This window comes from Acinetobacter sp. YH01004 (assembly GCF_013420455.1).
Taxonomy (GTDB): domain Bacteria; phylum Pseudomonadota; class Gammaproteobacteria; order Pseudomonadales; family Moraxellaceae; genus Acinetobacter; species Acinetobacter towneri.
Window position 1 is genome coordinate 37,809 of record NZ_VOXZ01000012.1, and the last position, 12,933, is coordinate 50,741.

Here is a 12,933-nt window from a genome sequence, read left to right on the forward strand (position 1 = left end):
TGGGCTAATTGGGGATAAAAAGTAAAATTATTCTTTAGAAAAATTTGAATTTTTTAAGATATAGTCAATTTCTTCTTGGGCTGCAGCATGTAGTCGCGCACGAAAGATCGTTACCGCCTGCTCAATTTGAGTTTCGGCTTCTAGCTCTAAACGCAAACGTACACTTTCAAGTTCAGAAACAATTTGATCATCACTTACCGCAGTTGCGGCTTGATTAAAAGTCACTGCAGGTAATTCAGGATTTTGCTCATAACGTGCAGTATAGTTTGAAATTTCCTGATCCAGACTTTGACGCATCAACTCAAGTGCTTGAGTTTGTTCTGCAAAGCGTTGCGCTTCATCTTGCTGTAGCTGTGCAGCATAAGCGGCTTGTTCTGCACGTTGCTGTTCTAATTTGAGTTCGAGTGCCAATTGGCGACGTTGCCGTGCTTCTTCAATCAAACGTGCTTTCAGGTCAGCATAGGCTTGTTCAATTTTTTCCTGTGATTGTTGCTGAGCGCGCTGATCTTCTGCAATCCAGTTGTGTAATTGCGTTTCAGGTTGCAAGACCTCACAAATTCGATGCAGATCATCCATAAATGTCTGGCGCACAGCCTGAGGCGCGGTTAACCAGCGCTGTTTAAAATCTGAGCCGACATTTAAAGTCACCGCATCTCTCCTTATTTTGAGCAGTATTTTTAAAAAAACGTTTTAAAATTAAAGCTTAAACGTCTGTGGTTCTATGCCCAAACGTCGATATTGTTTAAATTTTTCACGTCCAAGCACTTTAGCTGCTTCGTGATTTTCAATAATCTCAATAATGTGACTAAATTTTGCATAGGCTTCAAGTGCCTGACTGTTAAAATTAAACATAATCCAGTCCGATTGCTGCGGTAATTCGGCAGAAATACATACGCTGGCCTGTGTTTGGTTAATGCCATGCGGAATAAAACTGCTGGCATCAAAACTCCACAGACGCTCATCCAATATTTGCTGTAACTCTGGATCAGGGCAATGCAGCCAAATGCGTGCCTGCTGCCGCAAAATTTTGCGGCATAAACGGCAAGTGCTTTCCACTTGCCGTTCAGGACTTTTTTCAAACAAATAAAAGCTAACTTTAGCCATTATTGCTTGCACGTTGTGCGAGGAACTGCATCAATAACGGTACAGGACGACCTGTTGCGCCTTTATTGCTGCCTGAATTCCATGCAGTGCCTGCAATGTCTAGATGCGCCCAGCGATAGTCACGGGTAAAGCGTTGCAAGAAGCATGCTGCAGTAACTGAACCTGCTTTAGGCCCACCAATATTGCCAATATCGGCAAATGGTGAATCCAGTTGTTCTTGGTAATCGTCAATCACGGGCATACGCCATACACGGTCAAATGCAGTGTGTCCCGCAGCATCCAATTCCGCCGCAAGTTCATCATCTGGGGTAAACATGCCTGTCAGTACCGAACCGAGTGCAACCACGCAAGCGCCTGTTAAAGTCGCAATATCAATCACCAAAGCAGGGTTGAAGCGTTTCACATAGGTTAGGGTATCGCACAGCACCAAACGACCTTCGGCATCGGTATTTAAAATTTCGATGGTTTGGCCGCTCATACTGGTCACAATATCACCCGGGCGAGTGGCTTTGCCTGACGGCATATTTTCTGCAGCGGCAATCGTGCCGACCACATGGATAGGTAAACGTGCTTCACATAGCGCGCGCATGGTGCCTAAAACTGAAGCAGAACCACACATATCAAATTTCATTTCATCCATCCCTAAGCCGGGTTTGAGTGAAATGCCGCCAGTATCGAAAGTAATCCCTTTGCCGACCAATACCACAGGTGCTTCATCACGCTGTGCTTGATATTCGAGGCTAATAATGCGCCCTGGACGATCTGAACCTTGACTGACTGCAAGGAAAGCGCCCATGCCTAATTCTGCCATTTCTGCTTCATCTAAAATGGTGACTTTGAGTAGGTCTGGATATTCTGCCGCAAGTGCTTGAGCTTGTTCTGCCAAATATTCAGGGAAACAAATGTTGCCCGGACGGTTGCCCAAGTCACGTGCCATGTTTTGACCCGATTGCATGGCTTCAATCAATTGAAGTTGATCTGCGCTGAGTGGGCTGTTATTGGCAATGAAATGGATTTGTTCAAGCTGAAATTCATTCTTTTTGCTTTTGTATTCATCAAAAGCATAGGCTGCTTGGGTCAGGCTGAGTGCAAATACATAATGCAGCTCGCTAGGCAGGGCAGACAAGTCAATGCTGATCTGTTTAAATTTTTTTTGTGAAGATTTGATAATGCTTTGTGCAATTTTTGCCAGCTTTGCGGCTGGTAATTCTTCGGTTTTACCCAAACCGATCAGGTTGCTATTGGCGCATTCAACAACGCTAGCCACCAAACTTAAACTTTCATTAAAGCCTGCTTTAAATTGTGTCGCTTGAATAATGCTGTCTAAATCCTTGATTTGATAAGCAGCAGTTGCCTGTGGCACCTGTTCTGCAGCCACTAAAATTGACAAAGATTCACTCGCGCTGTGTTCTTGGAATGCGGGACTTAAGCTAAATTTAATCACTGGATTTTATGCCTATCTAAATGTGCAAACTATGCAACCATTGAAACATTTTTATGCGTCGAGTTTCAATGTATAACAAGGCGATAGGTTTTATATTTTCAACATTCAGGTAAACTAACGCGAATTGGATTCCCTCACATTTTGGAAGAAATAATTTGATTATTCGGCGTTATTTGGTCAAGCAAGTTGTGTCGACATCCTTGGTTGTGATTGCCTTACTGACTTTGATCATGATGGGTGGTCGCTTGATCAAGTATTTTGGCGTGGCGGCACAAGGGCGTTTGGATGCGAGTATTTTATTCAGCATCATTGGCTATCGCTTGCCTGAATTCTTGACGCTGATCTTACCTTTGGGTTTCTTTATTGGCTTGATGTTGGTATTTGGTCGTTTATATGTCGACCATGAAATGGCAGTGCTCAACAGCAGTGGCGTGAGTCGGCATCAATTGGCACGTTTATTGGTGCCAATGACGCTGGTATTTCTAATTGTCCAAGGCTTTTTAATGCTGTGGGCATCACCGTGGGGATTGCGTCAGTTTGAAGCATTGACCACCAGTCAGGCGGTACGCACAGGTTTTGATTTGGTGCGACCCAAAGAGTTTATTTCTTCAGGGCCATATACCATTTACGCAGGTGATCTATCTGAAGATCGTAAAAACCTGAAAGATATTTTCTTCTATCAACGTGCAGAAAAAGCAGGTCGTCCTGATGTCATGATTCTGGCAAAAGAAGCGACACGGGTAGAGCTGGAAAATGATCCTGCCAATGTGGTGGATTTGGTCGAAGGGCGTCGTTATGAAATATTTCCGGGCACAGCCAAATATTCACAGGCAGAATTCCAAAGTTATCGTTTACGTTTAGAGAATGACAAAGAAGCTAAATTTGAAAGTGCCGAAGTAGAAGCCTTAACCACCTCGCAACTTTGGAAAAACCGTGCAGACCCTGTGGTCGCAAGTGAACTGGGATGGCGTATTTTTGTGCCTTTTGCGATTGTGGTGGCGTTGTTTTTAGCCGTGGCATTGTCAGAAGTTAGTCCGCGTCAGGGGCGTTATTTAAAACTGTTTCCTGCCTTGTTAATTTTCGCCAGTTTGATTGTGGCGCTCATGGCGGTTAAAACCCGTATCAGCAAACAAGAAATGGGCATGATTGCTTATCCGTTGGTGTTGTTGGCTTATGCGATTGCGGCAGCCTTGTTCTCACGTAAACAAAAACTAGCACCTAAAATTAAGCAGCAAATTCAGCGAGTGAGGTCTTAAGATGTTGGCACGTCGTATAGTTGCAAAACACGTCACCAAGACCACTGCACTGGCTATGTTTGGTGCAACGGCAATTTTGTCTGGTTTGCAGGTGTTGTTTACCTATTTAGGCGAATTGGGTTCACTCAATGAAAACTATAGTGCATGGCAGGCATTGCTGTATGTATTGTGGGGTGCGCCAAATTATCTCTATGAAATTTTGCCGATTTCTGCCTTGATTGGCGCAGTGTTAGGCTTGGGTACGTTGGCATCCAACAGCGAATTGATTGTGATGCGTTCTGCAGGGATTAGCCTGTGGCGTATTGTGGGATGGGTGATTCGTTCCGCCATGGTATTGGTACTGCTGTCTTTTGTGCTCAGTGAATGGGTGATTCCATACACCAATGAACAAGCCAAAAGTGTTAAAAGTCACCGTAGCGTCGCTGAGCTGGGTGAAGTTCGTGGCTATTGGTCGCGCGAAGGCAATCGTTTTATTTATATTGACTACGCCAATGCCCAAGGGCAGCTCAAAAATGTACAAGTGGTCGATTTTGATGATAATTATCGCTTGCGTGGTACATTGTCTGCAGATCAGGGACAGTTTGTTAAAGACGGTAGTTGGTTGCTCAATCAAACTGAACAGATGGATATTTTGCAGGCGGGCAACGCGACTTTAGCTAAAAACAGCGAACAGGCTTTGGCTTTAGCATTGCAACCGAAATATGTGCACATGGTCACCATCGACCCTGAAGATTTATCCCCAAGTCAATTGGTCAGTTTCATGAGTTATATGCATGAATACAGCCAAGTACCCAAAACCTACCAACTGGCGTTCTGGCAAAAACTTGGTGCACCCTTTGCGCTGATTGCTTTGGTGGTGATTGCTTGCTCCTTTATTTTTGGGCCGTTACGTCAGCAATCTATGGGTTTCCGTTTGGTGATTGCTTTATTTGTCGGCTTAACCTTCTTTTATTTACAGGATTTCTTGGGCTATGCCAGCTTGGTCTATGCACCATCGCCTGCGTGGTTCGTATTTATCCCTATTATTTTAATGTTTGTCATCGGCGGTTACTTACTGCATCGTGCGCGTTAATCGGTGGTTACTTACTGCATCGTGCGCGTTAAGTGCGGGCCGATGCTGCTGCTTTTTCCGTGTGATTGGGTAAACCTATCTGAATCAGTGGCGGAAACCATCTTCTGAACATAGAGTCTTGACGCAAAATTCGTTAAGATAGCATGATTAATTTGTAGACGAAAAAGAGTATTGATTATGGCGGATGCAACTGCTGGCAAAATCCCTCACGTATTGGTGATTATGGATGGTGTGGGTCATCGCGAAGCGGTCGAAGACAACGCGTTTTTAGCAGCGAAACGACCAAATTTGACTGCTATGCAGGAAAAGCATCCGCATGGTTTGATCTCTGGTTCAGGTGAAGATGTGGGCTTGCCAGATGGTCAAATGGGTAACTCTGAAGTTGGTCACATGAACTTGGGTGCAGGACGTGTGTTGTACCAAGACTTTACCCGTATTACCAAAGACATTCGTACAGGCGCTTTCTTTGAACATGAAGTGTTGGTCGATGCGGTAGAAAAAGCCAAAGCAGCCAACGGTGCAGTGCATCTGCTTGGTTTATTGTCTGAAGGCGGTGTGCATTCGCATGAAGATCATATCGTGGCGATGGCAGAATTGGCATTAAAACGTGGTGCAAAAGTTTATCTACATGCCTTTTTAGATGGCCGTGATACGCCACCAAAAAGCGCGCAGCCTTCTTTGGAAAAACTGGACGCATTATTTGCACAATATCCAAATCAAGGTCGTATTGCCAGCCTGATTGGTCGCTACTATGCGATGGATCGTGACAACCGTTGGGATCGTGTAGAACAAGCCTATCGTCTACTTACCGAAGGTGAGGCAGTACGCACTGCGGCAACTGCGGTTGAAGGCTTGGCAGCGGCTTATGCGGCAGATGAAAGCGACGAGTTTGTTAAAGCCACCCGTATTGATGAAATTGCCAAAATTCAAGATGGCGACAGCGTGGTGTTTATGAACTTCCGTGCTGACCGTGCACGTGAATTGACTAAAGCCTTTGTGGAACAGGATTTTGCTGGTTTTGAACGTAAAGTTGTGCCGCAATTGTCTAAATTTGTGATGCTGACCCGTTATCAAGCCAGCATTGCTGCGCCAGTGGCGTACATGCCAGAAGATTTGAAAAACTCGATTGGTGAATATTTATCAGACTTGGGCAAAACACAATTGCGTATTGCTGAAACTGAAAAATACGCACACGTGACGTTCTTCTTTAGTGGTGGTCGTGAAGATGAATATCCGGGTGAAAAACGTATCCTGATTCCATCGCCAAACGTAGCAACCTACGACTTAAAACCTGAAATGAGCGCTTATGAAGTGACTGATGAACTGGTTGCAGCCATTAATTCAGGTGAATATGATTTGTTGGTGGTGAACTATGCCAATGGCGATATGGTCGGTCATACTGGTGTGTTTGATGCAGCTGTCAAAGCAGTGGAAGCAGTAGATACCTGTTTGGGTCGCGTTTATGAAGCGGTGATGGCGAAACAAGGTCACATGATTATTACAGCTGATCATGGTAACGTCGAGCAAATGCAAGACTATGACAGTGGTCAGGTACATACTCAGCACACCACTGAATTGGTGCCATTCATTTATGTAGGCCCAACTCAGGCCACCATTTTGGAAGGTGGTGTGTTGGCAGATGTTGCACCAACTTTATTGAATTTGATGCAATTGCCAGTGCCAGCAGATATGCAAGGTCGCAACTTAATTCGCCTACAGGCATAACCCTCGAGACAGGTAGATGATGGAATGACGGCTCACAAAATTTATGCGGTTGTGTTGGCAAGCGTGTTGTGTGCCAGTCATTCGAGTGTTTGGGCTGCGCCAGATTTGGAGTTAGATGGCCCTACACTACAACAGGACTATGTCGATGTGCCTGTAGAGTCGATACAGGAATTTGTGCAAATCTATGGCATTGTCAAAGACAACTATGTGACTGAAAAAAGTGATGATGCCTTGTTTCAGCAAGCCATTCGTGGCTTGGTGAGCGGTTTAGATCGTTATTCACGCTATTTAACTGCTGAAGAATATAAACAACTTTTACAATATACCGAAGGCGACTTGGCCTCGGTTGATTTTACTTTGCGCTATGACGCTGCCCAGCAACATTGGGTCATTCAAAATTTAAGTGCCAATGCCGACTCGGCTAAACAAGGGCTGAAGAATGGCGACAGCCTATTTAAAATTGATAACCAAGAACTGAAAAAGCTGAGTGCAGATCAGGTCAATAACCTGCTCACAGGCTCAGTGGGATCGACTGTAAGCGTACAACGTGCAGCCAATCAGCCTGAAATTATGTTGGTACGCAACAAAAAAGTAGAAACCGATATTCAGGCGCAGATGCTTTCTAATCAGGTCTTGTTGTTAAAAGTACGTGTGTTTCAGCAAGACACCGCCAATGAAATTAAACGCTTAATTGAAGAACATAGCACGCCACGCTTAAAAGCCGTATTGATTGATCTGCGTAATAACCCAGGAGGCTTACTGTCTGCTGCGGTGGAATCTGCCGATTTATTTTTAAATCAGGGTGTGATTGTATCGACCAAAAGTCGTTCTGAAGGCGATCAACAATTTCAGGCGTTACCTAGCTTTGAATTTCAAAATTTAAAAGTCGGAGTACTGATTAATCATCGCTCTGCATCTGCGGCAGAAGTCTTTACCGGTGCTTTAAAAGACCATTCACGCGCTTGGGTGATGGGCGAAAAAAGTTATGGCAAGGGGGTGGTGCAAAAGCTGTTCCCACTTAGCGATGGTGCTGCCTTACAAATGACGGTTTCGCATTATTACACCCCACGCGAGCAAATGATTGAAGGGGTTGGGATTCAGCCGAATCAGCAATATATTCAAAGTCCTGAAATGAAAGAAGAGGCTTATCTTGAGCATGTGGCAGATTTACTGCTGAGCCGCCGTTAAGTCTCATCTGAGTAACACGTATTTTTAGACAGTCTTCATTGTTTAGCGTTTACTCATCTTCAGTATCTAATCCAAACTTTTTCAGACGATAGCGCAAAGAACGGAAAGACATGCCCAATTTTTTTGCTGCCAACGTACGGTTCCAGTGGGTCAGGTGCAGCGCATTCAGTAAAATGTCTTTTTCTACTTTTTCCAAGTAGGCTTCTAAACCTTCTTCAGGCAGTTTGCGTCCTGTCAGCAATACATCTGTCACGATCTGCTGTGGTGTTTCTGCTGTAGGTTGTGATTCAGTGGTTGCTGTATTGCTCATACTGAATTGGCGCAAGGGTGCGGTTTGTAAGTGTTTGAGATCAATAACATCATCATCACTCAGGGTAATGGCACGTTCAATAATATTGCGTAACTCACGCACATTACCCGGATAGTACTGTTCTAATAAAAATTGCTGGGCACGAGGTGTCAGTTGTTTGGCAGGAATGTCCCATTCTTGTGCAACTTTTTGAATGAAGTGGTCTGCCAATAACAGAATATCTTGTCCACGTTCACGCAAGGCAGGCAAGACCAAATCCATCACGTGAATACGGAAGAATAAATCCTGACGGAAACGTCCTTGCTGAACCAAACTTTCTAAGTCCTGATGACTGGCGCTGATCACACGAAAATCGACATCAATTTCACTATCTGAACCCACAGGACGGATGCGCTTTTCCTGAACGGCACGCAGCAGTTTGACTTGCATGCTCAGTGGCAGTTCGGCAATTTCATCTAAAAATAAGCTGCCACCATGTGCAGATTGAATCAGACCTTGTTTGTCTTGAGTCGCTCCTGTAAAGCTACCTTTTTTGTGTCCAAATAGCTCGCTTTCCATGAGTTCGGTGGGGATTGCACCACAGTTAATTGCAATAAATGGTCCTTCGTTGCGGTTACTTAAACGGTGAACCAAATTGGCGACAACTTCTTTCCCCGTACCCGATTCGCCTGTAATAAATACAGGCGCTTGCGAGCGCGCAATTTTTTTGATGGTGCTGCGCAATTGTTGAATAGGCAAAGACTGCCCAATCAACATTTTATATTCAAGCTGATCTTGGCTGTGATGATCGGTGGTGTCGAAAGGTTTATTCAGTGCTTTTTCAAGGAGTTGCTGTAAATGTATTTGATTGACAGGCTTGCTGACAAAGTCAAATGCACCTGCTTTTAAAGCAGCAATCGCAATATCCATATTGCCGTAAGCGGTCAATACGGCAACAGGCACATTCGGATATTGTTCGGAAATCCATTCAACCAGTTGCAAGCCATTGCCATCGGGCAGGTTTAAGTCGGTTAAGCAAGCATCGTACTGATGTTCTGCCAATAACTGCTTGGCTTGCACTAAACGATACGCGACATGGGTTTGAATCCCCATACGTGCCAAAGTCATCTGCATGAGGGTACAAAGGTCTTCTTCGTCATCGACCAATAAAACCAAAGGTTGAACAGCGTGCATATTTTCCCCAAAACCACACAAAATTAAATCAAAACCACAGCAACAAGATTGATCCAATATCAATCGCGTTTATTCAATGGCACGTAGACATTTCATCCTGAAACATGCGCCTTGTTCTTGTTCTACATAGCTCAGCTTGGCTTGATTCGCCTCGCAAAAACTATGCGATAGATACAATCCTAAACCAGTTCCATTGATTTCGGTACTGAAAAATGGCTGGAACAGATAGAGGAGATCTTGACTGGCGACACCTGCACCAAAATCCCGCACATCAATATAAATATAAGTTGTTTGCGGGTAGACCGTAATCTCAATGGGCTGCTGTGCAGCATTGTGTCGAATGGCGTTACGAATCAGGTTAATCAGCACTTGGCGAAACTGTGATTCATCAAACTGGATGCTCAGTGGTTCGGTCAGTGTAAGCTGAATTTGACTCGCTGCATCAGGTAAATCTTCCTGAATGAATTGTGGCAAAAATTGATTGAGCTGAATCGCGACAGGCGTGGTTTGTTTATTTTTGACCATACTCAGCGTGTCGTGAATAATCTTATCAATCCGTGTCGCTTGTTTGCTGATCATGTCCGACAGCAATTGTTGCTGTGCAGCATCACTGCCTGTAAATAAATTGTTGGCTTGTACAATGGCTGCCAACGGGTTGCGAATTTCGTGCGCAATACTGGCAGAGAGTTGTCCTAAGGCGGCTAATTTGAGTTGCTGGACTTGCTGATTGATTTTACGTCCATCCTGCAGCGCCAATAAAGTCAGCGTTTGATGTGGCACTTTGAGTTTTTGTACCTGAATATGCACATGAAAATGACTTAGTTGCGACTCGAATTGAAATTTTTCTCCATCTTGCAATTGATCAAATTTGAACAGATCAAATAAATCGGGCTGAATTTTATACAATGGATAGGTCGCGTGCGCATATTTAGGATGAATCCCCAACAGATGACAGGCTGCAGGGTTGCTGAGGACGACATAGCAATTTTCATCTAAAACCAAATAGCCCATTTCGGTTTGTTCTAAAATATAACGGTTGATATTTTGTAGGCGGTTTAATTCCAAAGATTGCGAAAAATTTAGATTTTCTAAAATTTGGAAACGCCGTACTGCAATACGTCCACTGCCATAAACCACCCAAAATAAAAATGCCAATAGCGCACTTTGACCAATATTATTTAGCGATGAAAAGTCCAGCAAACTCCCAACAAAGTGTTGGTAAATCACCATAATCATCGCGATGAGGGTAATGGCTAAGGCTTTACGCTTTTGCAGCAAGAGTGATGCTGCAAAAATCGTGATCGCAAACAGCAGACTTAAATATAAATTAGGGCCATCGCTGGCAAAAGTCAGGCTACTGAGCGCGATAATATCGACTGCAAAAAACAGGGTCAGTTGTTGCGTGCTTTTAAAAGGAATATATTTATAGCTGATCAGTTGCAGGCAGCTAAAAATAAAATAGCAGACCAAGGTGTATAGATATAAACCCGGGTGCTGATATTGTGTGCCAAGCTGCTGAAAGGTGAGTAGGGTAATCAGCAGCAAACAAAAGGCAATCAGCAGTCGGTAAGTACCATACCACATGCCAAGATGATACTGATTTAACTCAGAATGTTGTTTTAAATCTGGCATATCGTAAAGGTCTTATTTGTGCATCAACAGCGTTGAAAATTTAGGGTTTAATCAGTCCATAACGAATGGCAAGGTGAGTCAGTTTGACATCACTATCAATATTTAATTTTTCAAAAATACGGTAACGATAGGTATTTACGGTTTTTACACTGACAAACAACTTATCGGCAATTTCCTGTGCGCTAATACAATTCACCACCATCATCGCCACTTGCATTTCACGTTCTGAAAGACTATCAAAAGGCGATTGTTGTGTGTCAGATAAGTATGAACTTGCCAGTTGTTCGGCAATGTCGGCACTGAAGTATTTACCGCCCTGCATGACTTTTTTAATGGCACGTACCATTTCACTGACAGGTGCGCCTTTGGTGATATAGCCTTTTGCACCTGCTTTCAGCAATAAAGAAGGGTAGGGTTCTTCTGCCAAACCACTCACCGCCAAGACCTTAGTGTCTGGTGCAGTTTGCAATAGACGACGTGTGGTTTCTACGCCTCCAATCCCAGGCATGTTCACATCTAACAACACCACATTGGGATGATGCTGACGCACTAAGGTAATCGCTTCTTCACCCGATTCAGCTTGTCCAATCACCTGCACATCGGCATGGTCTTCGAGCATACGGCAAATCCCAGTACGTACCAATTCATGATCGTCGACTACTAAAACTGTGATCACCTACACTCTCCCTTTGAAAAAATCATCTTTTTTGTTACATAAAGCAAAATTAGCTTGCAATGAAACGACAAAATTAGCAATGCTATTCTTAATCTAGAATGAAAAGTTCTGCACAATATGGTGTCAAAAACGATTCATTGTTGTATTTTTAAATGTAAGGCATATTTGAGGTAATACGCAAATGTATCTTACCTCCCTGAGTTGAGTAAGCAGTCGTGAAAAATTCTAAGAAGTCGTTCATGCATGTGCTGGTCGCATCTATGATGTTCAGCCTAAGTTCTGTCAGTTTTGCTGAACTTGTCATCAATCCTTCCTCTGGGAGCGACGGTCAGGCGACCTTAAGTTGGTCTTCGGAGCAAGCCGATCAATTCTTAAATGGTGATCTGGAAAGTACCAGTGCGAGCGCTCAGGCTGCGCCAGAGAGCTATGTTGCTGAACCTACTCCGCCAGGTTCAACGAAAATTACCACTACAGTGCGTAGTAGCAATGGTGTTGCACCTGCTTCCACTGCGCCTAAAACAGTCCGTATTTTAGATACCTCTGCTTATAGCAACCAACCATCAGTTAATGCACGTGCGGCTTTGGTGATGGATGCGCAAACAGGTGAAGTGCTGTATAGCAAAAATACCAATGTGGCATTACCTATTGCATCTGTGACCAAGGTGATGACTGCCGTGGTGACTTCTGATGCACGTTTGAATATGTCTGAACAAATCACTTTGCAATCGATTGATTTTGCAGGTGCAGCAGGTAAAAACTCAAGCTCAACTTTGCGTGTGGGCGACAAGTTAAACCGTGCCGAAGCGTTACTGTTTGCATTAATGAAATCTGAAAATCCTGCAGCAGCAGCGTTGGCACGTACTTATCCAGGTGGGAAAAATGCCTTTGTAGCCGCAATGAATGCTAAAGCGCGTGAATTGGGCATGCATTCTACCCGTTTTACCGAAGCAACAGGCTTAGACCCACGTAATGTATCTTCTGCGCGTGATTTGGGTATTTTGGTCAGCACCGCTTCGCAATATGGTTTGATTCGCCAATTCTCAACCACGCCAACCTATGACTTTAACTTGGGTTATCGTGTTTTAAAATCTAACAATACCAATGCACTGGTACGTAATGGTGGTTGGAATATTAATCTGTCTAAAACAGGCTATATCAATGAAGCAGGGCGTTGTGTGGTGATGCATACCACTTTGAATAACCGTCCTGCAGTGGTGGTGCTTTTGGGTGCAGATACTTCACAAGCACGTACCAATGATGCAACTCGCTTAATGAGTTGGGCAAGCCAGTTACCTAAACGTATTTAAGAGCACATTCAGCTTGGAGCGTTGAGTTATCAATCGTATGACTCAA

The 12,933-nt window shown here is 44.0% G+C and carries 11 protein-coding genes; 5 read left to right on the forward strand and 6 right to left on the reverse strand.

What is annotated here, in order from left to right; translation table 11 throughout:
• Positions 1-27 precede the first annotated feature (27 nt).
• Genes FTT71_RS09350 through FTT71_RS09360 form a run of 3 tightly spaced genes read right to left on the reverse strand, consistent with a single transcriptional unit; the run spans position 28 to position 2,545 of the window.
• Positions 28-648: a hypothetical protein gene (locus tag FTT71_RS09350; protein WP_004975677.1), complete on the reverse strand. Its 621-nt coding sequence runs from the start codon at positions 646-648 to the stop codon at positions 28-30.
• A 48-nt stretch (positions 649-696) separates the two neighbouring features.
• Complete coding sequence (locus FTT71_RS09355) at positions 697-1,104, reverse strand: DNA polymerase III subunit chi (protein WP_096901966.1); 408 nt, start codon at positions 1,102-1,104, stop codon at positions 697-699.
• Positions 1,097-2,545 (reverse strand): leucyl aminopeptidase, encoded by a 1,449-nt coding sequence (locus FTT71_RS09360; RefSeq protein ID WP_179989008.1) that lies wholly within the window; start codon positions 2,543-2,545, stop codon positions 1,097-1,099. The genes FTT71_RS09355 and FTT71_RS09360 overlap by 8 nt, the downstream gene beginning before the upstream one ends.
• A 158-nt stretch (positions 2,546-2,703) precedes the next feature.
• Here FTT71_RS09360 and lptF point away from each other — a divergent pair, with 158 nt between their 5' ends.
• The 4 genes from lptF (at position 2,704) to FTT71_RS09380 (ending at position 7,789) form a co-directional block, all read left to right on the forward strand.
• Positions 2,704-3,804 (forward strand): LPS export ABC transporter permease LptF, encoded by a 1,101-nt coding sequence (lptF, locus tag FTT71_RS09365; RefSeq protein WP_004975682.1) that lies wholly within the window; start codon positions 2,704-2,706, stop codon positions 3,802-3,804.
• 1 nt (position 3,805) lies between these two features.
• Positions 3,806-4,876, forward strand: a complete 1,071-nt coding sequence (lptG, locus tag FTT71_RS09370; RefSeq protein ID WP_004975683.1) for an LPS export ABC transporter permease LptG — start codon at positions 3,806-3,808, stop codon at positions 4,874-4,876.
• A 177-nt stretch (positions 4,877-5,053) separates the two neighbouring features.
• The gene (gpmI, locus tag FTT71_RS09375; RefSeq protein WP_180050093.1) at positions 5,054-6,601 is read left to right on the forward strand and encodes a 2,3-bisphosphoglycerate-independent phosphoglycerate mutase; all 1,548 of its coding nucleotides are present in this window, start codon (positions 5,054-5,056) and stop codon (positions 6,599-6,601) included.
• 24 nt (positions 6,602-6,625) lie between these two features.
• On the forward strand, positions 6,626-7,789 hold the full coding sequence (locus tag FTT71_RS09380; RefSeq protein ID WP_136144310.1) for a S41 family peptidase: 1,164 nt from the start codon (positions 6,626-6,628) through the stop codon (positions 7,787-7,789).
• Positions 7,790-7,838: 49 nt separating this feature from the next.
• Here FTT71_RS09380 and FTT71_RS09385 read toward each other — a convergent pair whose 3' ends face one another.
• The 3 genes from FTT71_RS09385 to FTT71_RS09395 form a co-directional block, all read right to left on the reverse strand.
• Positions 7,839-9,272 (reverse strand): sigma-54 dependent transcriptional regulator, encoded by a 1,434-nt coding sequence (locus FTT71_RS09385; protein WP_178318308.1) that lies wholly within the window; start codon positions 9,270-9,272, stop codon positions 7,839-7,841.
• A 69-nt stretch (positions 9,273-9,341) separates the two neighbouring features.
• On the reverse strand, positions 9,342-10,904 hold the full coding sequence (locus FTT71_RS09390) for a PAS domain-containing sensor histidine kinase (protein ID WP_004975700.1): 1,563 nt from the start codon (positions 10,902-10,904) through the stop codon (positions 9,342-9,344).
• Between the two features lie 40 nt (positions 10,905-10,944).
• Positions 10,945-11,580 (reverse strand): response regulator, encoded by a 636-nt coding sequence (locus FTT71_RS09395; RefSeq protein ID WP_004975702.1) that lies wholly within the window; start codon positions 11,578-11,580, stop codon positions 10,945-10,947.
• 215 nt (positions 11,581-11,795) lie between these two features.
• On the opposite strand from FTT71_RS09395, the gene FTT71_RS09400 reads away from it, so the two are divergent.
• Complete coding sequence (locus FTT71_RS09400; RefSeq protein ID WP_131260992.1) at positions 11,796-12,887, forward strand: serine hydrolase; 1,092 nt, start codon at positions 11,796-11,798, stop codon at positions 12,885-12,887.
• Positions 12,888-12,933 lie beyond the last annotated feature (46 nt).

What these genes read in the sequence shown, in the direction of transcription:
- FTT71_RS09355 (WP_096901966.1), bottom strand. Translation starts at nt 1,104, where the DNA reads ATGGCTAAAGTTAGCTTTTATTTGTTTGAAAAAAGTCCTGAACGGCAA.
- lptG (WP_004975683.1), top strand. Translation starts at nt 3,806, where the DNA reads ATGTTGGCACGTCGTATAGTTGCAAAACACGTCACCAAGACCACTGCA.
- gpmI (WP_180050093.1), top strand. Translation starts at nt 5,054, where the DNA reads ATGGCGGATGCAACTGCTGGCAAAATCCCTCACGTATTGGTGATTATG.
- FTT71_RS09380 (WP_136144310.1), top strand. Translation starts at nt 6,626, where the DNA reads ATGACGGCTCACAAAATTTATGCGGTTGTGTTGGCAAGCGTGTTGTGT.
- FTT71_RS09385 (WP_178318308.1), bottom strand. Translation starts at nt 9,272, where the DNA reads ATGCACGCTGTTCAACCTTTGGTTTTATTGGTCGATGACGAAGAAGAC.
- FTT71_RS09390 (WP_004975700.1), bottom strand. Translation starts at nt 10,904, where the DNA reads ATGCCAGATTTAAAACAACATTCTGAGTTAAATCAGTATCATCTTGGC.